Annotated in this window: 21 protein-coding genes; 12 read left to right on the top strand and 9 right to left on the bottom strand. The window is 65.1% G+C overall.

The annotated features are described in order from the left end of the window. Positions 1-45 precede the first annotated feature (45 nt). The 6 genes from B447_RS06865 to putA form a co-directional block, all read right to left on the bottom strand. Positions 46-759 (bottom strand): ABC transporter ATP-binding protein, encoded by a 714-nt coding sequence (locus B447_RS06865; protein ID WP_002931198.1) that lies wholly within the window; start codon positions 757-759, stop codon positions 46-48. After that, positions 759-1592, bottom strand: a complete 834-nt coding sequence (locus B447_RS06860; protein ID WP_002931197.1) for an ABC transporter ATP-binding protein — start codon at positions 1590-1592, stop codon at positions 759-761. Before B447_RS06860 ends, B447_RS06865 begins: the two co-directional genes overlap by 1 nt. Further along, positions 1589-2929 (bottom strand): high-affinity branched-chain amino acid ABC transporter permease LivM, encoded by a 1341-nt coding sequence (gene livM / locus B447_RS06855; protein ID WP_002938036.1) that lies wholly within the window; start codon positions 2927-2929, stop codon positions 1589-1591. Before livM ends, B447_RS06860 begins: the two co-directional genes overlap by 4 nt. Beyond that, on the bottom strand, positions 2929-3843 hold the full coding sequence (locus tag B447_RS06850) for an ABC transporter permease subunit (RefSeq protein ID WP_002938034.1): 915 nt from the start codon (positions 3841-3843) through the stop codon (positions 2929-2931). Before B447_RS06850 ends, livM begins: the two co-directional genes overlap by 1 nt. A 133-nt stretch (positions 3844-3976) precedes the next feature. After that, a complete protein-coding gene (locus B447_RS06845; protein ID WP_002931191.1) occupies positions 3977-5071 on the bottom strand; it encodes a branched-chain amino acid ABC transporter substrate-binding protein in 1095 nt (364 codons plus the stop codon). A 205-nt stretch (positions 5072-5276) separates the two neighbouring features. Next, on the bottom strand, positions 5277-9002 hold the full coding sequence (gene putA, locus B447_RS06840; protein WP_002938026.1) for a trifunctional transcriptional regulator/proline dehydrogenase/L-glutamate gamma-semialdehyde dehydrogenase: 3726 nt from the start codon (positions 9000-9002) through the stop codon (positions 5277-5279). A 176-nt stretch (positions 9003-9178) separates the two neighbouring features. On the opposite strand from putA, the gene B447_RS06835 reads away from it, so the two are divergent. Next, positions 9179-9646 carry an Lrp/AsnC ligand binding domain-containing protein gene (locus B447_RS06835; protein ID WP_002938024.1) on the top strand — a complete coding sequence of 156 codons (468 nt, stop codon included), beginning with the start codon at positions 9179-9181 and terminating at the stop codon, positions 9644-9646. 106 nt (positions 9647-9752) lie between these two features. On the opposite strand, the gene B447_RS22120 is transcribed toward B447_RS06835, so the two are convergent. Then, a complete protein-coding gene (locus B447_RS22120) occupies positions 9753-11180 on the bottom strand; it encodes an aminotransferase-like domain-containing protein (RefSeq protein WP_198291754.1) in 1428 nt (475 codons plus the stop codon). 195 nt (positions 11181-11375) lie between these two features. Here B447_RS22120 and B447_RS22115 point away from each other — a divergent pair, with 195 nt between their 5' ends. The 10 genes from B447_RS22115 (at position 11376) to B447_RS06790 (ending at position 21337) form a co-directional block, all read left to right on the top strand. Then, positions 11376-12452, top strand: a complete 1077-nt coding sequence (locus B447_RS22115) for a hypothetical protein (protein ID WP_002938021.1) — start codon at positions 11376-11378, stop codon at positions 12450-12452. A gap of 105 nt (positions 12453-12557) precedes the next feature. Continuing rightward, the gene (locus tag B447_RS06830) at positions 12558-13340 is read left to right on the top strand and encodes a TSUP family transporter (RefSeq protein WP_002938019.1); all 783 of its coding nucleotides are present in this window, start codon (positions 12558-12560) and stop codon (positions 13338-13340) included. After that, complete coding sequence (locus B447_RS22110; RefSeq protein ID WP_269745237.1) at positions 13337-14188, top strand: alpha/beta hydrolase; 852 nt, start codon at positions 13337-13339, stop codon at positions 14186-14188. Before B447_RS06830 ends, B447_RS22110 begins: the two co-directional genes overlap by 4 nt. Positions 14189-14386: 198 nt before the next feature. Next, entirely contained in the window at positions 14387-15685 is a 1299-nt protein-coding gene (gene gshA / locus B447_RS06820) for a glutamate--cysteine ligase (RefSeq protein WP_002938015.1), read from the top strand. 192 nt (positions 15686-15877) lie between these two features. Next, positions 15878-16837 (top strand): glutathione synthase, encoded by a 960-nt coding sequence (gene gshB / locus B447_RS06815; RefSeq protein WP_002931186.1) that lies wholly within the window; start codon positions 15878-15880, stop codon positions 16835-16837. A gap of 80 nt (positions 16838-16917) precedes the next feature. Next, on the top strand, positions 16918-17916 hold the full coding sequence (locus B447_RS06810) for an FAD:protein FMN transferase (RefSeq protein ID WP_002938012.1): 999 nt from the start codon (positions 16918-16920) through the stop codon (positions 17914-17916). A gap of 25 nt (positions 17917-17941) precedes the next feature. After that, complete coding sequence (locus B447_RS06805) at positions 17942-18700, top strand: YhcB family protein (RefSeq protein ID WP_002938005.1); 759 nt, start codon at positions 17942-17944, stop codon at positions 18698-18700. Between the two features lie 131 nt (positions 18701-18831). Continuing rightward, positions 18832-19704, top strand: coding sequence for a DUF6279 family lipoprotein (locus B447_RS06800; protein ID WP_002937999.1), 873 nt, complete (start codon positions 18832-18834; stop codon positions 19702-19704). 103 nt (positions 19705-19807) lie between these two features. Beyond that, positions 19808-20692 carry a DMT family transporter gene (locus B447_RS06795; protein ID WP_002937994.1) on the top strand — a complete coding sequence of 295 codons (885 nt, stop codon included), beginning with the start codon at positions 19808-19810 and terminating at the stop codon, positions 20690-20692. A gap of 39 nt (positions 20693-20731) precedes the next feature. Further along, positions 20732-21337 carry a 2-hydroxychromene-2-carboxylate isomerase gene (locus B447_RS06790; RefSeq protein WP_002931175.1) on the top strand — a complete coding sequence of 202 codons (606 nt, stop codon included), beginning with the start codon at positions 20732-20734 and terminating at the stop codon, positions 21335-21337. A gap of 8 nt (positions 21338-21345) precedes the next feature. Here B447_RS06790 and B447_RS06785 read toward each other — a convergent pair whose 3' ends face one another. Beyond that, positions 21346-22068 carry a hypothetical protein gene (locus B447_RS06785; RefSeq protein WP_002937989.1) on the bottom strand — a complete coding sequence of 241 codons (723 nt, stop codon included), beginning with the start codon at positions 22066-22068 and terminating at the stop codon, positions 21346-21348. Between the two features lie 86 nt (positions 22069-22154). On the opposite strand from B447_RS06785, the gene B447_RS06780 reads away from it, so the two are divergent. Next, positions 22155-24086, top strand: coding sequence for an ATP-binding cassette domain-containing protein (locus B447_RS06780; RefSeq protein ID WP_002937988.1), 1932 nt, complete (start codon positions 22155-22157; stop codon positions 24084-24086). A 13-nt stretch (positions 24087-24099) separates the two neighbouring features. Here the strand turns inward: B447_RS06780 and B447_RS06775 are convergent, their stop codons facing one another. Beyond that, positions 24100-25311 (bottom strand): HD-GYP domain-containing protein, encoded by a 1212-nt coding sequence (locus B447_RS06775; protein WP_037982526.1) that lies wholly within the window; start codon positions 25309-25311, stop codon positions 24100-24102.

The following is a 25311-nucleotide window of genomic DNA, read 5'->3' as shown; positions in this document are numbered from 1 at the left end:
GGCCTTGCGCTGGTCGAGCGCTGGGCCGGTATCGATGATCGCCGATCAGGCGTGCCCGCCCTCCAGATACGCCGCGCGCACCTCCGGACTCGCCAGCAGTTCAGCCCCCGTACCGGCGAGCGTGATCTCGCCGTGCTGCAGCACGTAGCCGCGATCGGCTACACGCAGGGCCTGGTTGGCATTCTGTTCGACGAGCAGGATGGTCATGCCGTGGTCGCGGTTGAGCTCGCGGATGATCTGGAACACCTTGCGGATGTAGATCGGCGCCAGCCCGAGCGAGGGCTCGTCGAGCAGCAGCAGCTTGGGCCGGCTCATCAGCGCGCGGCCGATGGCGAGCATCTGCTGCTCGCCGCCCGACAGCGTGCCGGCGCGCTGCGACTTGCGCTCGTCGAGGATGGGGAACATTGCGAACACGCGCGCGATGTCGGCGTCGTAGTTGGCGGGGTCGGCGTGGGCCGTGCCCATCTGCAGGTTCTCGATCACCGTCATGCGCGGGAAGATGCGCCGGCCCTCGGGTACGAGGGCGATGCCGCGGCGGGCGATCTCGTGGGTATGGACGCGGGTGATGTCCTCGCCGTCGAACACGATGCGCCCGGCGCTCGCCTTGGGGTTGCCGAACAGGCTCATCATCAGCGTCGATTTGCCGGCGCCGTTGGCGCCGATCAGGGTGACGATCTCGCCGACCTGCACCTCGACGTCGATGCCGCGCAGTGCGTGGATGTGGCCGTAATGGGCGTGTACACCCTCCATCGTGAGCATCATGCTGCGGCCCCTCCCATCGCTTCTTCTTCCTCGTCTTCGCCCAGGTAGGCCTTGATCACCTCGGGGTTGTTGCGCACCGATTCGGGCGTGCCTTCGGCGATCTTGCGCCCGTAGCTGATCACGCCGATGTGGTCGGACACGTTCATCACCACGCTCATGTCGTGCTCGATGAGCAGGATGGCGATACCCAGCTCGCCGCACAGGTAGAGCAGCAGCTCGTTCAGTTCCGCCGACTCGCGCGGGTTGAGGCCGGCCGCGGGCTCGTCCAGGCACAGCAGCACCGGGTCGACGCACAGCGCGCGCGCGATCTCGATGCGGCGCTGGATGCCGTAGGGCAGGTCGCCCGCGGCGTCGTCGGCGAGGTGGGTGAGCTTGAGGCGCTCGAGCCACATCGCTGCGCGCTCCACCGCCTTGCGCTCGGCCGCACGGTAGCCCGGCAGCTTGAACAGGCCGGCGATCGAGAACATCGAGGCGCGCTGCAGCACGTTGTGCTGGGCGACGATGAGGTTCTCCAGCACCGTCATCTTCGGGAACAGGCGGATGTTCTGGAAGGTTCGCACCACCTGGGCGTCGCGCGCGACGCGGTGGCTGGGCAGCTTCTCCAGCAGCATTTCGCCGCGCGTTGGATGTGCCAGGCGCAGGGTGCCGGTCGTGGGCTTGTAGAAGCCGGTGAGGCAGTTGAACAGCGTGGTCTTGCCGGCGCCGTTGGGGCCGATGATGCCGGTGATCTTGCCGGCCGGCACCTCCAGCGAAAGGTCGTCGATCGCGGTCAGGCCGCCGAAGCGCATGGTCAGGTTGCGCACCGAGAGCAGGGTGGCGGGCGTGTTCATTGCGCCACCTCCGTGCCGGCGGCGGCCGGCTTCGAACGCTGTAGCGGCTTCAGGCGTACCGTCGGTTCGCGGTGCGAGAGCAGGCCGCCCGGTTTCCAGACCATGATCAATACCATTGCGGCGCCGAACAGCAGCATGCGGTACTCGGCAAAATTGCGCCCGAACTCGGGGATCAGCACCAGCAGCGTGGCGGCCAGCACCACGCCCATCTGCGAGCCCATGCCACCGAGCACGACGATTGCGAGGATGATCGCCGATTCGGTGAAGGTGAAGCTCTCGGGCGAGATGAAGCCCTGGCGCGCGGCAAAGAACACCCCGGCGAAGCCGCCCAGCATGGCGCCGATGGCGAAGGCCGAGAGCTTGATGTTGGTGGTGTTCATGCCCATCGCCTTGCACGCGATCTCGTCTTCGCGCAGGGCCTCCCAGGCCCGCCCCACGGGCAGCTTGCGCAGCCGCGACACGAAGGCGTGGGTGAGCAGGGCGAGCACCAGGATCAGGTAGTAGAGGAAGATCAGCCGGTGCATGGCCGAGAACTCCAGCCCGAAGAAGCTGGCGAAGCTGTGCCCGCCCTCGGGTGCGCTGCGGGTGAACTCGAGGCCGAAGAAGCTCGGCCGCGGGATCGAGCTGATGCCGTTGGGGCCGCCGGAGAACTCGGTCCAGTTCACCAGGATGACGCGGATGATCTCGCCGAAGCCGAGGGTGACGATGGCAAGGTAGTCGCCGCGCAGGCGCAGGATGGGGTAGCCGAGCAGGATGCCGAAGCTCGCTGCCAGCGCACCCGACACCGGCAGTGCCTCCCAGAAACCCCAGCCGTACTGGGTGGACAGCAGCGCGTAGGAGTAGGCGCCGACGGCGTAGAAGGCGACATAGCCGAGGTCGAGCAGGCCGGCCAGGCCCACCACCACGTTCAGCCCCCAGCCCAGCATCACGTAGATCAGCACCGTGGTGGCGATGTCGACCACGTAGCGGTTGTCGGAATACACGATCGGCAGTGCGATCGAGGCGCCGAGCGCGATCCAGCCCAGCACGTTGACCACGCGCTGCGCGCCGTGGGCGCGGTCGGCAGCGGTGGCGGTGCTGACCCGGTCGCGGGCGAGCTTGCGGTTGCGCATGTTGTCGATCGACCAGCGCAGCAGCAGGCGGCCGGCGAACACGGCGGCGACGGCGGCGACGAGCAGGCCGAAGCGGGTCTCGACCCCCAGCCGGCCGCCCACGTCGACGGTGGTGAGGCCGATCAGCGGCACGCCGAGGATGAGGCCGACGAAGGCCACCCAGCCGGCGTCGCGCAGACGCTCGGTGGGGGTCATCGCGTGACGGGCGAAGACGATGGCGCTCATCACACTTTCTCCACTTCAGGCCGGCCGAGCAGGCCGGAGGGGCGCAGCATCAGCACCAGGCACAGGATGCTGAAGGTGGCGACGTCCTTGTATTCCGCCCACAGGTAGGCCGCCCAGAAGGACTCGATGAGACCGATCAGCAAGCCGCCCAGCATCGCGCCCGGCAGCGAGCCGATGCCGCCCAGCACCGCAGCGGTAAAAGCCTTGATGCCGGCGAGGAAGCCGATGAAGAAATCCACCACGCCGTAATACACCGTGACCATTACCCCGGCGACCGCAGCCAGCGCCGCGCCGAGCATGAAGGTGAGCGAGATGGTGCGGTCCACATTGACGCCGAGCAGCGAGGCCATGGTGCGGTCCTGCTCGCAGGCGCGTTGCTGGCGGCCGAAGGGGGTCTGCGTGATCATCCAGGTGAAGGCGATCATCAGCACCACGGTGGTGACGATGATCAGCATCTGGCTCCAGCCGATCTGTACGGTGAAGCCAGGGGCGTCCCACAGCACCACGCCGCCCTCGAGCACCGGCGGGATGGGTTTGACGCGTGCGCCCTGGGTGAGCTGCACGCTGTTCTGCAGGAAGATCGACATGCCGATCGCCGAGATCAGCGGCGCCAGCCGGGTCGAGCCGCGCAGCGGGCGGTAGGCGGTGCGTTCCACCGCCCAGCCGTAGGCCGAGGTGAAGAAGATCGACACGATCAGCACGAAGGTCAGTGCGAGCGGGATCGAGGTCACGTCGGCGGCGGCGAGAATGGTGAAGGCGGTGACCGCGATGAATGCGCTCACCATGAAGATGTCGCCATGGGCGAAGTTGATCATGCCGATGATGCCGTACACCATCGTGTAGCCGATGGCGATCAGGCCGTACATGGCGCCGAGCGTGAGCCCGTTGATCAGTTGCTGGAGTGCGTAGGCCACGATGTCTCCTGCGGTGGCGGCGCACGACGGCCGACGGTGGTGGACCGTCGCCGTGCGCGGGGGGATTCTTGTTTGCGCGGCCGGCGCGCAGTGTCAGGCGCGCGCCGGCCGGGTGTTGCGCTGCAGGGCGCGATTACTGCGCGTAGTCGTACTGGCCGCCCTGCCAGCGATAGACCACGAAGCCCGGCGCCTTCTGGTCGCCCTTGGCGTCGAAGGACAGCTCGCCGATCACGGTGTTGAAGCTGCCGCCACGCATCGCCTTCTCGAGGTCGGCGTACTTGGTGCTCTTGGCTGCCGTAGCGGCCTGCTCGAAGAGCTGGAAGGCAGCGTAGGCGTAGAGCACATAGCCTTCGGGCTCGACCTTGGCGGCGCGGAACTTCTCCACCACCGGGGCAGCGTCGGCGTTCTTGCGCGGGTCGGGCGAGAAGGTGAACAGCACCTTGTCCGCAGCCGGACCGGCAGCGGTGACGAGCTCGGAGTTGGTCATGGTGTCGCCGCCCATCACGGTCAGGTCGAGGCCGGCGGCCTGGGCCTGGCGCAGGATGAGCGCAACCTCGGTGTGGTAGCCGCCGTAGGCCATCACCTCGACGCCGGCCTGCTTGAGCTTGGTGACCAGGCCCGAGTAGTCCTTCTCGCCGGCAGTGATCGCCTCGCGCAGCGTGGGCTTGAGGCCCTTGCCTTCCATCGCCTTGGCCATCTCGTCGGCCAGGCCCTTGCCGTAGGCGCTCTTGTCGTCGACCACGGCGACCTTCTTGCCGGCGAACTTGTCGGCGATGTAGCTGCCCGCCACCATGCCTTGCTGGTCGTCACGGCCCATGATGCGGAAGATGTTGTCCAGGCCGCGCTCGGTCACTTGCGGGTTGGTCGACACCGTGGCCATCGGGATGTCGGCCTCGTTGTAGACCTCGGAGGCCGGGATGGTCGAGCTCGAGCACCAGTGGCCGTGCATGAAGACGATCTTGCGGTTGACCATGGTGTTGGCCACCGATACCGCTTGCTTGGGATCGCAGGCGTCGTCGCCGACCTCCAGCTTCAGCTTCTCGCCGAGCACGCCGCCGCGGGCGTTGATGTCGGCGATGGCCATCTCCGCACCCTTGCGGATCTGGTCGCCGGCCGAGGCGTACTGGCCGGTCATCGGGCCGGCGATGGCGACCGACAGGTCGGCCAGGGCCGCGTTGGAGAAGCCGCCGAGGGCGAGGACGGCGGTGGCGAGCAGGGTTTTTTTCATGAAACGTCTCCTTCGTGGCTGTGTGTCGTTTGCGATTGCTGCTTGGCCCAGCGTTGCAGGCCGTTGATGCGGGTTGCCACCGTACGGTGGCGTGTGCGCCCGGCAAAGGTAAGCGAATTTTTCAGTCTTGCCATCCGTGATGCCCCTAGCTGCGTGATGCCGGTCTGGATCGGGGCCCATCCGTACCGTGTTCTGGAGCCTGGCGCTAGGCACCCATGGCCATCAGGCTGGCGTTGCCGCCTGCGGCGGCGGTGTTGATCGACAGTGTGCGCTCATGCACCAGGCGGCCGAGGTCGTAATCGGGCGTGGGGCGCAGCAGTTGCAGGATCGGGCCCTCAAGTGCCGCTAGGCGCTGCTGCAGCTCATTGGCGCCGCGGTCGTCGCCATCGAACAGCAGGGCGCCGATCGGTTGTTCGATCCAGTTGGCGTTCACCGCCACGGCGGGGCCAAGGTCCGACGGTAGCGCCGCCACGGTGCTGCGGGCGGCCGGGGTGTCAGCGAGCAGCAGCCGGTTGCCGCTGGCGAGTGCGGCCATGACCTGGTGCAGTACGGCGGCAGCGGTGTGCGCGACGCCGGCGATCAGGCCGCGCGCGGTAAAGCGCAGGCTGTCGTCCTCGCCGGTGGGGCCGGGCAGCGCCAGACGCAGGCCGCTGATGCGGCGGGCGCGGCAGGCGTCTGCGCGGTCGCGCAGTACGGTGAATTCGTCACCCTCCACGAGGCCACGACCAGCGCCGTCCAGCCAGGCGAGGAAGCCGTCGAGCGCGGTGTCGACAGCGCGCGTCTCCTTGCCTTCGCTGACCGCGAGTGCGCCGTCGAGCAGCGCCGGGCCCGGCGTGCGCGCCAGCAGGCGGTGCAGGTAGAGCGGCCCGCCAGCCTTCGGCCCGGTGCCCGACAGGCCTTCGCCACCAAAGGGTTGTACGCCGACGACGGCGCCGATGATGTTGCGGTTCACATAGAGGTTGCCGACGTGGGCGCTTGAGGCGATGCGCTCGACGGTCTCGTCGATGCGGGTGTGCACGCCCATGGTCAGGCCGTAGCCGCTGGCGTTGATGGCGTCGATCAGCCCATCCAGCCCGGCTGCACGGTAACGCAGTACGTGCAGGATGGGGCCGAACTGCTCGCGGCCGAGTTCGGACAGCGCGCCGATCTCGATGATCGTCGGCGCGACGAAGTTGCCGCGTGCGCAGTCCGCGGGCAGCGGCAGGCGGGTGACGCGTGCGCCGCGGCCCTGCATCGTCGCGACATGGGCTTCCAGCCCTGCGCGCGCCTCGGCATCGATCACCGGACCGATGTCGACCCGGACGTCGGCCGGGTCGCCCAGGCGCAGTTCGTCGAGCGCCCCGCGCAGCATGTGCAGCACGCCGTCGGCGATGTCGTCCTGCAGGCACAGCACGCGCAATGCCGAGCAGCGCTGGCCGGCGGAGTCGAAGGCGGAGGCGAGCACGTCGGCGACCACCTGCTCGGGCAGGGCGGTGGAGTCCACGATCAGGGCGTTCTGGCCGCCGGTCTCGGCGATCAGCGGCACGTTGCCGCCGCGTTCGGCGAGCTTGCGGTTGATGAGCGCTGCCACCTCGGTGGAGCCGGTGAACATCACGCCGCACACGCGTGCGTCCGCCACCAGCGCGGCGCCGACGGTCTCGCCGCGCCCGGGCAGCAGCTGCAGCGCCGCGGCCGGTACGCCGGCCTCGTGCAGCAGGCGCACCGCGTAGGCGGCGATCAGCGGTGTCTGTTCGGCGGGCTTGGCGAGCACCGGGTTGCCGGCGGCGAGCGCGGCCGACACCTGGCCGGTGAAGATGGCAAGCGGGAAATTCCACGGGCTGATGCACAGCACCGGCCCGAGCGGGACGTGGCTTGCAGCGTCGAAGCCGCGCGCCTGCTGGGCGTAGTAGCGCAGGAAATCGACCGCCTCGCGCAGTTCGGCCACGGCGTTGGCCCAGGACTTGCCAGCCTCGCGCACTGCCAGTGCGATCAGGGTGTCGGCATCGCGCTCGAACAGTTCAGCGGCAGTCTGAAGTCGTGTGCAGCGCATGGCCGCCGGCTGGGCCGCCCAGTCGGGCGCGGCAGCGCTGGCGGCGGCCAGGGCGCGCTCGATGTCCGCGGCGGTGGCCTCGGCGACACCGCCGACTGTTTCGCTGCGATTGGCCGGGTTGGTGACCGGCTGCACCTGGGCAGGCACGGCAACGCTGCCGGCAACGATCGGGCCGGCTGCGAAGGGCATGCTGCGCGAGGCCTCGATTGCAGCGGCGATGCGCGCGCGCACCGGCTCGCTGGCGAGGTCGATGCCCGCGGAGTTGGTGCGCAGCGCACCGAATAGATCACAAGGCAGCGGGATGCGCGGGTGCGGCGCACCGGCGAGCGCTGCGGCCTGCTCGACCGGGTCGGCGATCAGCTCCTCGACTGCCACGCGCTCATCGACGATGCGATTGACGAAGCTGGTGTTGGCACCGTTCTCGAGCAGGCGACGCACGAGGTAGGCGAGCAGGGTCTCGTGGCTGCCCACCGGGGCGTAGATGCGCACCATGCGGTGACGGCCGGGCTGGCCGACGAGCTGGTCGTAGAGCGGTTCGCCCATGCCGTGCAGGCACTGGAACTCGTAGTCGCCGGGTTGCCAGGCACGGCCGTCGGCGGCGGCGAGGTGAAAGATGGCCGCCAGCGAGTGGGCATTGTGGGTGGCGAACTGAGGGTAGATCGCGTCGCGCGCGGCGAGCAGCTTCTGCGCGCAGGCGAGGTAGGCGACGTCGGTGTAGACCTTGCGCGTATAGACCGGGTAGCCGGCCAGGCCGTCGATCTGCGCGCGCTTGATCTCGGCGTCCCAGTAAGCGCCCTTGACCAGGCGCACCATCATGCGCTGGCCGCTGCGCCGTGCGAGGTCGATCACGAAGTCGAGCACGAAGGGCGCGCGCTTCTGGTAGGCCTGCACGACGAAGCCCAGCCCGCTCCAGCCGGCGAGTGCGTCGTCGGTAGCAAGCGCTTCGAGCAGGTCGAGCGAGATGTCCAGGCGCTCGGCCTCCTCGGCGTCGATGTTGAGGCCGATTTCGTAGCCTTTGGCGAGCAGGCACAGCGCCTTCAGCCGGGGCAGCAGTTCGCCCAGCACGCGTTCGCGTTGCGACCAGGTGTAGCGCGGATGCAGGGCGGAGAGCTTGACCGAGATGCCGTTGCCGTCGACCACGCCTCGGCCCTTGGAGGCCTGGCCGATGGCATGGATGGCGCGCTCGTAGTCCTTGAAGTAGCGCTCGGCGTCGGCGGCCGTCATGGCGGCCTCGCCCAGCATGTCGAAGGAGTAGCGGTAGCCCTGTTTCTCGTGTTCGCGGCCGCGCTTCAAGGCCTCGTCGATGTCGCGGCCGGTGACGAACTGTTCGCCCAGCATGCGCATCGCCAGGTCCATGCCCTTGCGGATCAGTGGCTCGCCGCCGCGCGCCACCAGGCGGGTGAGCGCTGCGGACAGACCTTGCTCGCTGCTGGTCGATACCAGCCGGCCTGTGATCAGCAGGCCCCAGGTCGCGGCATTGACGAACAGCGAGGGGCTGTTGCCAATGTGCGCGCGCCAGTCGCCGTCGGCGAGCTTGTCGCGGATCAGGCGGTCGGCGGTGGCCTTGTCGGGCACGCGCAGCAGGGCTTCGGCCAGGCACATCAGTGCCACGCCTTCCTGGCTGGAGAGCGAGAACTCCTTCATCAGGGCGTCGACGCCGGACGAGCGCGTACGCGTGGCGCGCAGGCCGGTGACGAGGTCGTGGGCGAGCGTATGCACCGGCTCGCGCAGCGCGTCGGGGAGACGTGCGGCGGCGATCAGGGCAGGCACGCAGATCGGTTCCGGCTGGCGCCAGGCGGCATCGATCCGTTCGCGCAGCGCACTGCGCCGGGTCGCGGGCAGGGCCGCGGCAGCGCACGATTCGGGAGCCAGCTGGGGGGGCGACGAGGGCAGCGAGGTCACGGCCGGATACTCCTGGGAAGGCGTCCGTATGGGGTGGGGAGGGGCGTTCGGGAGCCCGTTGAGCTGGAGCGAATTTTTTGCCAAAAACAAAAGTTAATGGCTCCAAAATTCGCGTTTATAAAGTCATAATTCCCGTTTCAACCAGCCGATGCAGGCGAATAGTCTGCTGCACTGCAATGGATCGTATCGATCAGAAGATCCTCGTCGAACTGCAGGCCGATGCGCGCCTGTCGATCGTCGAGCTGTCACGCCGCGTGGGGCTGACGAAGACGCCTTGTGCCGAGCGCGTGCGCAGGCTGGAGAAGGCGGGGGTGATCCGCGGCTACCACGCCGACCTCGACCCCGATGCGGTGGGTGCTGGCCATATAGTCGTTGTCCAGGTCCTGTTGACCAGCACCGCCGAGCTGGATCTGCGCCGCTTCAACGACGCGGTCCGGCGCATTCCGGAGATCGAGTCCTGCCACATGATCGCGGGCGATTTCGACTACCTGCTCAAGGTGCGCACCCGCGACATCAACGAATACCGCCGGGTGATGGGCGACCAGATCTCGGGGCTGCCGTGCGTCAAGCAGACGCATACCTACGTGGTGATGGAGGTGGTGAAGGACGAGCGCAACCTGCCGGTACGCCCTTCGGCTGTGTGAGCATCAGGGCGGCCGGTATTTTGGTGGTGAGGTGAGAGCTCTATCTATCCGAGTGGCTCTCTCTGGATTGCATGCTGAACTTCCGAGCCCCATCTGGCACCGATGTTCAGCAATCTTGACAAAGCTGTCCAACCTTCGATATTGCCCTTCTACGCTCGTCATCTAGCGGCCAGCCGCATCCGAGCCGGATGTATGAGTCGAAATACGTAGATGAAGAGAAAATGGCGCCCGGCAGTACTCTGATACGGTTTTCGAGCGCTCTCCGAAAAAGACGGCGAGAGGAGACGCTGGCAGGCAACTTCACCCACATCGACAATCCGGCTCGCGTGTCGTGGACGTAAGTGCCATCCGGAAATGCATCTTTGACAAGTGCGGCAACCGTTTGGCGTTGGCGCCAGATATTCTCGCGGACGTGCTGAATATGGCGGTCATATGAGCCGCTCTCAAGAAATCTTGCGACAACTCGTTGCTGTAGCTCCTCTTTTGGGCGTGACTGCACCATGCTAAGGGCCTCTATAGTCGCATGCCAGCGCCCCCCCAGCATCCACCCTAACCTGAAGCCAGGTGATAGTGTTTTATTGAAAGAACTGCAATAGATAACGATGCCATTGCGATCCCAGTATTTCTGTGGTCTTAATTTCAGTACGTTAGGGTGCAGATCGGCATACACATCGTCTTCGATTAGTGCGATATTATGTGATTCGCATAGTGAGACCAGTCGTTCACGGGCTTCGTTTGGCATTGTACTGCCCGTGGGGTTGTGCAATGTGGGCATATTGACAACGGCAACCACTCGCGATGTTTCGCGCAATGCGAACTCGACTGCCTCGACGACGAGGCCACACTGGGCGCTGGTTGGCAGTTCGACTGAGCGAACCCCAAACGTCTCTAGCAATTGTCGGATGCCATAGTATGTTGGTGACTCAAGCAGAACCGCATCTCCAGGACGCGCAACTGCGCGCAAGGCAAGTGCCAGTCCCTCGCTCGCGCCATGATTGACGATCACGCTTTGCGGAGACACTTGAACACCTCGCTTGAGCATCCGGTGAGCAACTGCCTGTCGAAAGGCGAGGTTCCCTAACGGATGAGCGGACGATGCAAGGATATCTGGTGCCCCCCGCATAACGGCCACCGCGAGCTTACGAAGCTCGCTCGCGGGATAGAGGTGAGGGGCGCAGCTTGCAGCCGAGAGATCGACGTCGACCTTACTGTGCCGCGCAGCAGCCAGAATTGCATCGATCGAGAGAAGTTCATCGAGCTGATCGGTCCGCTCAGTCCCGAGCCCAAGTTCATGAGTCTGATGATGTCCCGCATGGGCAGTGTTGCGGACAAAATTTCCAGATCGCGCGCGGGCCTCAAGCCAGCCTGTTTCTTCAAGAGCCCGACAAGCCTGCACAGCGGTGGACAACGAAATCCCGTGCGCTCGCGTCATCTCCCTCAGCGAGGGAAGTCTCTGTCCCGGTTTGAGTGCGCCAGATTCGATAGCCTCTTGATAGTGGGAAGCAATCTTCTGGTAGAGCGGTTTTTGGTTCATTCTCGTCCTCTGCGTACTGCCCCTGGTCACCCATAACAGATGTGGCCAGACTCGTGCAGTACAGAGCTTGCTGTATCTGCGTGCTGCTGCAATTGTATTGCAATGTGCATATTTCGCGATCGGGATGAGTGAATAATAATTCGCCTTGAGTTCACAACGAGCCTGCGCAGTGGCCATAAACAAGAGCGAAATGTAATGAAAGCTACGAATAACCTCGCTGCCTATGAAGCAGAAATCTCAGAAGCGGAGCACTTGACAGTCAGTTTCAGTGAAGAGCAGGCGGCGCTTCTGAGTCGGTTGTCAAGTGAGATATCCGAGATCGGCGGTATTCAGTCGCCAGGCGCTAAAGAGATCTCGATTCGAGGTGCGAGACAGCTGGCCTCCTGCCTTGATGACGAGCAGAGTAGTCATATTGAGAGGTACAAACAGGGGAGGCTTTCGTCTTTGGCGTTCGAAGGACTGTGTGATGTGAGGCTGTCGCACGCTCCTTCGGTGTTGCCGTCGCCGACAGAACTTAAAACTCATCCATCCGTTCTGATGCTTGGGGCAAGAAACCAGATCCTGCTCAATATTCTGGATCATCGGTCATTCTCATATGATATTGACAATGACGGGGAGCAACTCCGGCTTGTTGCGAATTTCAAGGGAGGTGGGGTGGCAAGGTTGAGCCAAGAAGGCGAGTTTGTGGAGCAAAGTTCTCACTCCGGCCTGTCGCTCGGCCCTCATACTGAAGCTCCGTATTGGTGCTCGAGTAGTGCACAGGGCGGCCACTCTCCGGCCCCGTCAGCTTTGATTCTCAGTGCAATGTGGAATCCTGGAAATGAGCCTACAACAGTTATTCCTGTTGCTCCGATTCTGAGTAATATTGGGCCTACCAATACTCTTTGTCTTACGTCAAGAAGCTTTAATTTCACACGCAGCGATTCGTTTAATGCCGGACAGGGTGAGGGAGGGGGTGGTATATCAATTCTTGAGCTTGATCAGAATCATGGTTTCTCTATTAGATTCAATAGTTACCGCTTCTCTGTTGATGACAGCGCGTCTGGTCTTGTCCAGAGGGCTTACATGGAGTTCTGCAGCGCTGTATCGAGATCGGCCGGATATAAATATGTATTGTCTCAGCAGTCTGCGTTAGTCATAAATAATCTTAGGGCGCTGCACTGCAGGGATGTTGTTAAGGATAATAGGCGATTGCTGGTCAGGGTCTTTGGTTATTCAAAGTATGTAAATCCAATTGTTATAAGGGATGATCCGCTTCTGGTGAAGGGGTAGATTAAAGCAGGATTTGCGGTGGGGGCGGCGAAAATGACCTGAATCTCACTTCGTCACAGTTTTGACTGGTTCTTTGGTTTGTGGTGGGAAAGAAGTCTGCAGAAAATGACATTCGAAATTTTTGTAGTTCTGGGCTTGGTGGCGTTTCTTGCTGGTCTCTTTGATGCCATAGCGGGGGGTGGTGGTTTGATAACACTGCCGGCACTTTTCGTCGCCGGTCTTGATCCGGTGTCCGCCCTCGCAACCAATAAGCTACAGGCGACAGCTGCCACTGTCTCCGCAACTGCAGCCTATTCGCGCAAAGGCTTGATCGATTGGAGATTGGGTAGATGGGTTACTGTCATTCCAATGATTGGAGGTGCTGCGGGGGCCCTGATGGTCAATGCAATCGAAAAAAGATGGGTAGAGGCGGGAATTCCTTTCTTGCTCATTGCAGTGGCTATCTATTTTGCAGTTGCTCCTAGTGGAGAGCGGCTTAAGCGAGTTGCTTACCTTTCTATTCCTGTATTTGCCATAACGATCTCTCCGTTGCTAGGGTTCTATGATGGGTTCTTCGGTCCCGGGATCGGGTCCTTCTTTATGATTGGTCTGATGGCCTTGTGTGGTCTTAACACCATGCAAGCGGTAGGTCTTACAAAAGTCGGCAATGCGTCCTGTAATGTCGGATCGCTAATGGTATTTGTGGCAGGTGGGGCTGTGATTTGGCCTTTGGCTGCCATCATGGCCGCTGGGGCGTTTGTGGGGGCGCAGCTTGGAGCGCGATGTGCCGTATTTGTGGGGCCAAGGCTGGTGAAGCCCATGATCGTTATGGTCTGCTGTGGCATGGCATTCAAGCTATTGAACGCACAGTTCAGTTCACTGTATGCCGCTATTCGGGGCTTGATGTGAGATCGTTGGCTATTGATCCGGGTGCCTGGTCCTCGGTCTCGCGTAGTGTTTCTGAGCCACTCCCACGGGGTGAGACATCATTCTCGCTACGGTGTGGCGAATACTGGTTGCGCGGAAGATTCCTTGATGGGGGGTGTCATCGTATTCGGTCGGTACTGTTCGCTATTCATGGCGCGTGTTCTGATCTCGCTGCGCTTGATCCGATCTTGTATCCTCTTCAGGCTATGGGTGTTTCGAGCCTGACATGTAATCTCAGTGGTCATAACGCTGCGTCACCCATTGCGCTGGAGCAGAGTTGTTTATCGAAGAATTTGAAGGAAGTACTGAAGTTCTATCAGGCTATGTCGGGTTTGAGTGCGGTATGTGGAGTCAGTATGGGGGGGGCTCTTGCTCTCAAGCTTGCTGAAGCACACCAAGATAAGATTGAGAAGATCATCTTGGTGTGCCCGGCGATTTATCCGGAATGTGCCTATGGACCGGCATTTGGTGAGCCATTCCGTCATGCCATAGCCGTGCCATATGGATTCATGGACTCGTCTTCGTTGCTGTTTCTAAGGCGCTTCAGTGGCGCTGTCTTGTTGATTGTAGGTGAGTACGACGGCCTGCGTTCGAGCGACTTCGGACGCGAGCCTGGTCGCTCCGCAGGCCATGTCTTGATAAATGAGAGGCGCGCCTATAGCGCGATTCCATGCGAAGTGATCCGGGCGATCGAAGAAGCTGTACCCCATGGGGGGCTAGAAAAGGTCATATTGCCAGACTGTGACCATGGCATCTCGACATGGCTTGGCTCTGATGAAACGAGACAGAGATGGCTGGCAGAGCAGGTTGTAGATTTTCTGGAGGCGTGATTCGTGGGATGAACGGCGATCTTGGGGGATAGGGTGCCGGGCGGCCTGTGCTGCAGTGGCGGTCTGGTGCCGATGGATTGTCCTTGATGTGTAATGGAGTCACCGGCCGACTAATTGGCGTGGACCATGGTGTAACATTCTGGCCAAACCATTCGCCGCCTGCCGGTCGGTAGCGGCACTTCCAGAGACAGATAATCCATGGTCCCGCACCTCACCACCGCACTCACCGGCCCTCTGCTCGAGCTCGAGCGCCAGTTCCTCGACAATGCCTGCGACATCGAGAAGTGGTTCCGTACCCAGTGGCAGGATCACATGCCCCCGTTCTACGGCTCCACCGACCTGCGCAACTCCGGCTTCAAGCTCGCGCCGGTCGACCTCAACCTGTTTCCGGGTGGCTTCAACAACCTCAACAATGCCTTCATGCCCTTGTGCGTGCAGGCGGCGCAGGCCGCGATCGAGCGTATCTGCCCGGATGCAGGCAAGCTGCTGCTGATCCCCGAGAACCACACCCGCAACCAGTTCTACCTGCAGAATGTCGCCAAGCTGGTGTCCATCCTGCGCCTGACAGGGCTCGATGTGCGCATTGGCAGTCTGCTGCCCGAGATCGCAGAGCCGACCGTGCTCGAGCTGACCAATGGCGCCACCCTGACGCTGGAGCCGCTGCGTCGCCGTGGCGGCCGCGTTGGCCTGGATAACTTCGAACCGTGCGCGGTGCTGCTCAACAATGACCTGTCGGCCGGTGTCCCCGACGTGCTCAAGGGGCTCGACGAGCAGTGGCTGATCCCGCCGCTGCACGCAGGCTGGCACTCGCGCCGCAAGTCCAGGCATGCAGCCGCCTATGACCGTGTGGCGCGCGCCTTCGCGGAAGAGATCGGCATCGACCCCTGGCGCATCAACCCCGAGTTCGGCGTGTGCGGGCAGATCAACTTCCAGGAGCGTACCGGCGAGGAGTGCCTGGCGGCCCAGGTCGATTCGCTGCTCACCCGCATCCGCGCCAAGTACAAGGAATATGGCGTGACCGACCAGCCCTTCGTGGTCGTCAAGGCCGATGCCGGCACCTACGGCATGGGCGTGATGACGGTGAAGGATGCGTCCGAAGTCGTTGGCCTCAACCGCCGCCAGCGCAACAAGATGGCGGTGGTCAAGGAGGGGCTGCAGGTGCACGAGGTGATCATCCAGGAGGGCGTGCACACCTTCGAGACGGTGGAGGACGGGGTCGCCGAGCCGGTGGTCTACATGATGGACCACTACGTGGTGGGCGGCTTCTACAGGGTGCATACGGAGCGCGGCCGCGACGAGAACCTCAACGCCCCTGGGATGCACTTCAAGCCGTTGGCGTTCGAGACCTGCTGCACCCTGCCCGACGCTGCCCAGGGACCTGACGCTCCGCCGAATCGTTTTTATGCCTACGGCGTGGTCGCCCGCCTGGCGCTGCTGGCTGCCTCGGTGGAGATCGAGGAGACCGCGCCGGTGGAGGAGGAAGTGCTGGCCGTGTGATGCTCGCTGGCCCTGTAGGAGCGGCGCCAGCCGCGAGCCTTTTGGCCTGGCTCCGGCTGGCCGCGTCGCCTTCAGAACCTCGCGGCTTGTGCCGCTCCTACAGGGGGCGAACCGACTGTCGCGCAATCGATCGCGGCGCTTGCCGCATCTGCAGCCCGTCGATGGGCAGTGAATGGAACCTGTGATCAAGTCATGACCCGCAAGCTCAAGCTCCTCTTCATCCTCGACCCGCTCGAGGGTCTCAAGGCCTACAAGGATTCCAGCGTTGCGATGATGCGCGCAGCGGCCAGCCGTGGGCACGAGGTGTGGTCCGTGCAGCGCGCCGGACTGGCCTGGCGCGACGGCGTGGTGCTCGGCACCGGCTGCGTGCCGCTCGAAGTCTTCGAGGACGATGCCGCCTGGTACCGCGCCGGGCCGGCCAGGGCACTGCCGCTGGCCGCCTTCGATGCGGTGATGATGCGCCAGGACCCGCCCTTCGACTTCGAGTACGTCACCGCCACCTGGTTGCTGGAGGATGCGATGCAGGCTGGTGTGCGCGTCTTCAACAACCCGCGCGCGATCCGTGACCATTCCGAGAAGCTGGCGATCACCGAGTTCACCCAGTTCATGGCGACTTCGCTGGTCGCGCGCGATGCAGCGGACATCAACGCCTTCATCGACGAGCTCGGCGATGTCATCCTGAAACCGCTCGATGGCATGGGGGGAAGCCAGATCTTCCGCGTGCGCAAGGACGACCCCAACCGCAACGTCATCATCGAGACGCTGACCGGGAACGGTGCGCGCACCATCATGGCGCAGCGCTACCTGGCGCAGATCGCCGATGGTGACAAGCGCGTGCTGATCATCGGCGGCGAGGTTGTGCCCTTTGCGCTGGCGCGCATCCCGCAGGCAGGGGAGACGCGCGGCAATCTTGCCGCGGGCGGACGCGGAGTGGCGATGGCGCTCACCGCGCGCGAGCGTGAGATTGCCGAGTACCTGGCACCGATCCTGTGGCAGCGCGGCCTGCTTATCGTCGGCCTGGATGTCATCGGCGGCCACCTCACCGAGATCAACGTCACCAGCCCGACCTGCATGGTCGAGATTGCCGCCCAGCAGGGCTTCGACGTTGCCGGACTGGTTATCGACAAGCTGGAGCAGGCGTGCGCTTCCTGATCTCGGGAAATAGGGGACAGACCCCAATTTTGAGGAAATTGGGGTCTGTCCCCTATTTCCCTCTTGCATGCGCGCTGCTGGTGCTGCTGTCGCTGGCCGCTTGTTCGCGGTCGGAGGTGTTCCGCCACGAGGCTTTCGTGTTCGGCACGCGGGTCGATGTCGCGGTGTATGGCAAGGACCAGGCCGAGGCCGACGCGGCGGCGGCGGCGGTGCTGCGCGAGTTCGACCGCCTGCATCGTGCCTACCACGCCTGGGAGCCGTCGGAGCTCACGGCGCTCAACGCAGCCATTGCGCGCGGCGAGGCGGCGGAGGTGTCGGACGAACTGGCCGCGCTGCTCAAGGACGCGCAGCACATCGCTGCCGTGGGTGACGAGTTGTTCGATCCCGCGCTTGGCGCGCTGGTCGCGCTGTGGGGCTTCCATACCGACACCTTCGTGCCTACGCGTCCCGATCCGGACAAGCTGCAGGCCCTGCTTGCGGCGCGGCCGCGCATGGCCGACCTGGTGATCGAAGGCAATCGCGTCGAGAGCCGCAATCCGGCGGTGCAGATCGACCTCGGCGGCTATGCCAAGGGCTATGCGCTCGACCGCGCGGCGGCCATCCTGCGCGAAAAGGGCGTGGCCAATGCGCTCATCAACATCGGCGGCAACGTGATGGCACTCGGGCGCAAGGGTGACCAGCCGTGGCGCGTCGGCATCCAGCATCCGCGCGAACCGGCGCCGATCGCGACCTTGCCGCTCTACGACGGCGAGGCGGTGGGCACCTCGGGCGACTACCAGCGCTTCTTCGAACTCGACGGCGAGCGTTATGCTCATCTGCTCGACCCGCGCACTGGCCAGCCTGCGCGTGGCACGCAGTCGCTCACCATCCTGATCACGGCGCAGCCCAATGCCGGCACGCTCTCCGACGGGCCGAGCAAGCCTGCCTATCTCGCTGGCGACCAATGGCGAGAACATACGCGCCGTTTTGGTATCGAACACGTGCTGCGCATCACCGAGGACGGCAGCGTCGAGGTAACGCGGGCATTGCGCGCCCGCTTGCAGTTCGTCGGTTCGGTGGCGCCAAAGCTCATCGATTGAACCAAGAAGAGGGGAGGGAAGAAAAATGACTGCACAAACCGCATGGCTGGTCGCCATCTTTGCCGTGGTGATCACGGGCGTCGTCGGCTTCTTCGTCGGCCGCCAGTTCGGCGCCGGCAAGGCGCGTATCGAGGAGCTCGAGTCCGAGGTCGCGCGTCAGAAGGGCGAGATCGAGGCCTACCGCCAGGAGGTCGCCACCCATTTCGACAAGACGGCGACCCTGTTCGTGTCGATGGCGGGCTCCTACAAGGAATTGTTCGAGCACCTGTCCTCGGGCTACGAGAAGCTGTCCTCGGGTTCGGCGCGCGAGCTGTTCCAGCAGCGCGTGGACGCATTGCTGGTGGGCAATGACCGTGACGGTGGCAGCGACAAGCTGCTGGCTGCTACCGGCCTGGCCGCGGCGGCCGGTGCTGCAGGTGTGGCAGCGGCCAGTGTGCAGACAGGCGAGGCGGCATCGGCCGCGCCTGACGAGGGCTCCGCCCCGGGTGCAGCCGTTGCCGAAGATGCCGCTGCCGAGCCGGTGCCGGTCACCGACGGTGCTGACGAGCTTGTAACTCCGGACCCGAGCGTGCAGCCCGCTGCGGCGGCGTCGCCCGCGGGCGAGCGCGCTGACGACGGCGTGCCGATGGTGGCGGTCGATGTACCTGCCGAGTCGGCGGAGACGGACACGACGGCGGAAGCAAAGCCGGACGCGCAGGCCGAAGCGCCTGCACTCGCCGACGATCCGCTCGCCGAGGAGGTCGTCGGTCATCATGCCGAGCTGCGGCGCGAGGACGTGAAGTAGCCGAGGATCGAGTACGCCCACGCAGGGGCAAGGGCGCGGGCTGGCCCTGTCCCTGCCCCTGAGTGGGCGCGTGGCACCCAGCGCGAGTTGCCGGCCGTGAACTTTGGCGGCGCCCTTGCGTCTGAGCGCACATGCTGTCACTTGCGCGCATCCTGCTTGCCGGACTGTTCGCCGCCTTCGTGCTGGGCGGCTGCAGCGTTCGCATGGCGTATTCCCAGCTCGACTGGCTGGTGCCCTGGTACCTGCGCGACTATGTGATGCTTGATGCCGGCCAGCGCAACCTGCTCGACCGCCAACTGTCGGCGCGTCTCGACTGGCATTGCCGCACCCATCTCGCTGAGTACGCCGCCACGCTGCGCGAGGCGCAAACCACGCTGGCTGCAGACCGTATTGGCAGCAGCGACCTGTTGCCCTATCTCGAGCGTGGCGAGGGGTGGTGGCGGGAGATCCTTGCCGCGCTCGAGGACGATGCCCGCGTGCTGCTGCCGGCGCTGTCCGACGAGCAGGTCGATGAGTTGCAGCAGGCCTTCGAGCGTCGTCAGCGCGAGGCGCGCAAGGCGTTCCTCGGCGGTGACGACTCCGCCCAGCGCGAGGCTCGCATCGCACGCATGGAGAAGCGCTTGCAGCGCTGGTTCGGGCGCCTGACCACCGAGCAGCGCGTGCTGATCGGCGTCTGGAGCGATGCCCTCGAGCCGACGACCGAGGCCTGGCTGGACGAGCGTGCGCGCTGGCAGGCGGACGTGCTCGACGCGCTCCGCGTACGGGCAGATGGGGCAGCGTTCGCTCCACGGGTCGCCGCCTTCATGGCGCCCGTGCAGGACGAGCCCACGCCAGGTTATCGCGCGCGACAGGCGCACAACCGGGATCGCAGCCTCGTCTTGCTTGCCGAGGTGTTCAATACGGCCACGCCGGCTCAGCGCCAGCGGCTGCAGCGTGAGCTCGAAGGGCTTGCGGCGCAGTTCGAGCGCCTGGCATGCGCAGCGCCGCAGGCCGCCGCGGGTTGAGCCGAGCGCGGCGCGCGCCCTCGAAAAGCTCGCGGCTGGCGCCGCGCTCGCCTTTCGAGATCGCCCGGTCGATAATCGCGGGTTCTCATCCTGGCGACTACGCATGCAAAAGACCGAACTCGACCGTCTCGCCATTGGCATGATGGTGCTGTTCTGCACCATCTGGGGTGTGCAGCAGGTGGCGATCAAGCTCGCCAGCACGGGCATCTCACCGGTATGGCAGGCCGGACTGCGCTCGATCGGGGCGACGGTGGTCGTGCTGTTGTGGGCCCACCTGCGCGGGGTGCGACTGGGGGAGCGGGACGGCACGCTGGTGCCGGGTGTGCTCGCCGGACTGCTGTTCGCCGCCGAGTTTGCGTTGATTTTCCTCGGGCTGGAGTACACAACGGCCTCGCGCGGGGTCATCTTCCTCTACACAGCACCCTTCTTCGTCGCCCTCGGCGCGGTCTGGCTGCTGCCGCAGGAACACATGCGCCGGGCGCAGTGGGTGGGCATGGCGCTGGCGTTCGGCGGTATCCTGGTGCTGTTCGGCGAACATCTGTTCATGCCCACCGACCGCGCCTGGATCGGTGACCTGATGATCATGCTGGCGGCGGTGTTCTGGGCCGCGACCACGTTGACCGTCAAGGCCAGTGCATTGGCGCGGGTGTCGGCTGAAAAGACCCTGCTGTACCAGCTTGCGGTGTCGGCGCTGGTGCTGCCGCTGCTTTCGGTCGCGCTCGGCGAGCCCGGCGTGTTCGCGCCAACGCCGCTGGTGTGGGCGAGCCTGTTCTTCCAGACCTTCATCGTTGCCGGGATGTCCTACCTGGGCTGGTTCTGGCTGGTGCGCCAGTATCCGGCAACGCGGCTGTCGTCCTTTTCCTTCCTGACGCCGGTGATGGGCGTGCTCGCGGGCGGGCTGCTGCTGGGCGAGGCGATGACACCAGCCGTGTTCGGTGCGCTTTTCCTCGTGGGGGCGGGCATCTGGGTGGCGAACCGGCCACGTTGATGTTCTATAGTGGCGGAGCCAATCAACGGAGTCAGCGCCATGCCCCGCCCCGCCGTCGAGTTCTGGTTCGAGTTCGCCAGCACCTATTCCTACTTGTCTGTGATGCGCATCGAGCGTGTGGCCGAGGCCGCTGGCGTGGAGGTGGCATGGAAGCCCTTCCTGCTCGGGCCGGTGTTTCTCGCCCTGGGCTGGAACGATTCGCCCTTCAATATCTACCCCCCCAAGGGGCGCTACATGTGGCGCGACCTCGAACGGCTGGCGATGAAGGAGGGCTTGCCCTTCCATCGCCCCAGCCGTTTCCCGCGCAATGGCCTGCTGGCGGCGCGGGTCGCGCTGGTCGGGGTCGAGGCCGGCTGGGTCGCGCCTTTCGCACGCGCAGTGATGACGGCCAATTTCGCCGAGGACCGCGAGATCGGCGAAGCGGCCGTGATCGAGGACATCCTGCGCGCGCTCGGCCTGCCAGCCGATGAAGTCATGGCGCGAGCCCAGGCCGATGCCAACAAGCTGGCGCTGCGTTGCCAGACCGAGCGCGCGGCCGAACTGGGCTTGTTTGGTGCGCCGAGCTTTCGCGTCGGCGAGGAGCTGTTCTGGGGCAACGACCGCCTCGAGGACGCGCTGGCATGGGCGTGCGCCGGAGCGGCCTGAGGTACTTGCTACTTCTTCTTCTGCGCCTGTTCTTCCTCGTAACGCCGCTGGCGTTCCTCGTAGCGGTCGCGGTCGCGTTCGGCTTGCTGCGCGCGGCGGGAGGCCTCCTCGGTAGCGCGCTGGCGCGCTGCATCGCGTTCGGCATCGGCGGCAGCGCGTCGGCGGACCGCGTCGGCCGCAGCCTCCTCGCTGCGCGTCTCGCGCTCGGCGCGAATGCGTTCGCTCTCCGGCGACGGGGCGATGCGGGCATCCGGGCTGGGTGGGGTGGGCTGGAGCGCCGGCAGTTGCGGCAGCGCTGTCGGCGCTTCGGGCGATTGCATGCTGCCGACGGCAGTCGGCCGCGCGCCTTCGGCAAGCAGCGCTTCTGCCGTGCGCTGGCGTTCGGCCAGGGTCAGGCGGCGTGCCTCGGCTTCTACGGCGCGGGCGCGCTGGATGGTCTCGAGGCGCTCCTTGCGCGCCTGGTCGATGCAGCGATTGACCAGAAAACGCTCGTAGCAGGCCGCCTCGGCGGTGGCGAAGCGGGCTTCGGCCTCTGCGCGCAGGGCCTTGCCTTCTGCCTCCAGGGCGCCGATGCGGGCGCGGTCGGCGGTGCGCCGGGCATCGTCGGCCGGCGTCTGGGCGAGGGCGGACAGGGTGGTGGTGCCGAGCAGAGCGGCGAACAGGGCTCGGCGGAGGGTGGAGCGGAGCTCGGGCTTGAGCGTGCAGCGAGCGGGCAGGGTGAGGTGAGTCATGCGCACGGTGTTCCTGAGAGGATTCGGCTGGCGCGTAGAATAGCGCCTTTGCAACTGCCCGCGGCCCCGAAGCCGTGTATCCGTTCGTGATCAGTCTTCGCAATCTGCGCCTCGCTCGCGGCGCCAAGGTCCTCATCGAGGCCGCTACGCTGCAGATCCACCCCGGCTGGAAGGTCGGCCTCACCGGCGCCAATGGCAGCGGTAAATCCAGCCTGTTCGCCATGCTGCGCGACCAGCTCCACCCCGACCAGGGCGACCTCGACATGCCGCCGGGCTGGGTGATCGCCCACGTCGCGCAGGAGACGCCCGGTCTTGCACAGCCGGCAATCGACTACGTGCTCGATGGCGACGCCGAATTGCGGCGGATCGAGGCCGAGTTGGCCGCGGCCGAGGCGGCCCACGACGGGTCGCATATCGGTGAGCTGCATGCGCGCTTGCACGAGATCGGGGGCTATTCGGCGCGCGCGCGCGCGGCGGCGCTGCTCGATGGCCTGGGTTTCCTGCAGTCCGATATCGAGCGTCCGGTCGCGGACTTCTCCGGCGGCTGGCGCATGCGTCTTAACCTGGCGCAGGCGCTGATGTGCCGCTCCGACCTGCTGCTGCTCGACGAGCCCACCAACCACCTCGACCTCGATGCCGTGATCTGGCTGGAGGCGTGGTTGCGCGATTACCGCGGTACCTTGCTGCTCATTTCTCATGATCGCGAGTTCCTCGACGCCTGCGTCACCCATATCGCCCACATCGAACAGCAGAAGCTCGCGCTCTACACCGGCGGCTACTCCGACTTCGAGCGCCAGCGCGGCGAGCGCCTGATCCAGCAGCAGGCGATGTTCGAGAAGCAGCAGCGCGACATCGCGCATATGGAGGACTACATCCGCCGTTTCCGCGCCAAGGCCACCAAGGCGCGCCAGGCGCAGAGCCGGATCAAGGCGCTGGAGCGCATGGAGCGCATCGCCGCGGCGCATGTGGACACGCCCTTCAGCTTTGCCTTCCGTGACGCGCCGCCGGCGCCCGATCCGCTGCTGCAGATCGAGGACGGTGCGGTGGGCTACGGCGACAAGACCGTGCTTGAGCGCATCACGCTGACCCTGCGCCCGGGCGAGCGCGTCGGTCTGCTGGGGCGCAACGGTGCGGGCAAGTCGACCCTGATCAAGCTGCTGGCGCATGAACTGCAACTGGCCCGTGGCCGCCGCCTGGAGGGCAAAGGCCTCGCTACCGGCTACTTCGCCCAGCATCAACTGGAAACGCTGCGCCCGGACGAGTCGGCGCTGCAGCACATGGTCCGCCTCGATCCGCAGACGCGCGAGCAGGAGTTGCGCGACTACCTCGGCGGTTTCGACTTCCGCGGCGATGGTGTGGGCGGGACCTCCACCCCGGCGACCACGCCTTGCGGCCCGTTTTCGGGCGGCGAGAAATCAAGACTCGCGCTCGCGCTGCTGATCTGGCAGCGCCCCAACCTGCTGCTGCTCGACGAGCCCACCAACCATCTCGACCTCGAGATGCGCCACGCGCTGACCATGGCGCTGCAGGACTATGAGGGGGCGATGGTGCTGGTCTCGCACGACCGTGCGCTGCTGCGCGCCACCTGCGACCGCTTCCTGCTGGTCGATGGCGGATGCATCCAGCCCTTCGACGGCGACCTCGACGACTACCGCGACTGGCTCGCAAGCCGTCGCGCCGAGGTTGCCGCCGCAGCGGCTTGTCCCGACCAGGCCGCCGACAAAGCGGCGCGCAAGGCCGACCGCGCGCAGGCTGCGGCCGACCGCCAGGCGCGGCTGGCGGCGCGCCGCCCGCTGGTAAAGGAAGTGGAGCAGATCGACAAGCGCCTGACCGCCTGGAACAAGGAAAAGGCGGAGATCGATGCGAAGCTTGCCGATCCGGCGCTCTACACCGGCCCGCAGGCAGGCGAGGTGCCGGCCCTCAACAAGCGTCAGGCGGAGCTTGCCGAGCGCATCGAGGAGGCCGAGCTGCGCTGGCTGGAGCTCAACGAGGCCCTGGAGGCGATCCCGGCCGATTGAGGCGCGGCGCCGATCATTGCGGCAACCAGCGTACCGGGTCGATCTGCCAGCTTTCGAAGTCCTCGTGGCCGACAATGCGGTCCTGCGAACGGCGCAGGTCGATGTTCTGCGGCTTGAGGTAGTGTCCGGCGGTGTGAAAGATCACCTTGACCACAGGCTGCATCGGCTTGTCGTCGTTCTGCGACTGAACCACCGCCAGGCGGCGGCTCTCCAGCCGCACCAGGGCGCCGGTGGGATAGATGCCGACCGAGCGGATGAAGGCCTTGACCATGTCGGGCTTGAAGTGGCCGTCGGTCCAGGTCAGCAGCTTGCGCAGCGCCTCGGTGGGCGCCATGCCCTTGTGATAGACGCGGTTCGAGGTGATGGCGTCGTACACATCCACGATCGAACCCATCTGGCCATAGAGGCTGATCTCGTCGCCGCGCAGCTTGTTCGGGTAGCCGCTGCCGTCGAAGCGCTCGTGGTGCTGGGCAGCGACGTCGAGGGCGATCTGGCTGATGCCGGGCGAGGCCTGCAGGATGATCTTGCTCTGCACGACGTGGCTCTTCATCTTGTCGAATTCGGCGTCGGTGAGCTTTGCCGGTTTGTTGAGGATCTCGTCGGGCACCTTGGCCTTGCCCACGTCGTGCAGCAGGGCGCCGATCGCGATCTCCCGGATTGTCGGGCGATCGAGTCCGAGGGTGCGGGCGAATGCGACCATCAGCGCACACACCGAGACCGAGTGCTGGAAGGTGTAGGCGTCGTGTTCCTTGAGGCGGGCCAGAGGCGCGAGGGCGTCGGGCTCGCAGAAGATGGAGTCGACGATGCGCTCGACCAGCGGCTCGATCTTCTCGAGCTCGATCTGCTTGCCGAGGCGGATGTCGGTCATCATGTCGCGCACGATGAGGTTGGCTTCGCCCTTGAGCGCGCGTGCGCGTTCGAACTCGCTGCCGGACTTGCGTGCGGCGACGACGACGGCAGGGGCGGCCTCTGGTTGCGGTGCTTCAGGCCTTGCAGGGGCCGCTTCGACAGCCGGTGGTTCGACCGCGACGACCGCTTCGGGGTCAATGCCGCGCTTGATGTCGATGAGGATTTCCTGGACGCCGGTCTCGCGCACGCGGCGTACCGTCTCCTCGTCGCCGACGAGAAAACTGTTGCGCAGGAAATTGTGCTCCAGCCAGCTGCACTTGAGGTCGTGGATGTACACGCCCGGCTTCAGGCTGGAGATGGGGATAGGCTTGATCAC

The organism is Thauera sp. 27 (genome assembly GCF_000310125.2).
Lineage (GTDB): Bacteria > Pseudomonadota > Gammaproteobacteria > Burkholderiales > Rhodocyclaceae > Thauera > Thauera mechernichensis.
The sequence above is the reverse complement of the archived record's forward strand: the minus strand, read 5'-3'. Positions and strand labels throughout refer to the sequence as shown.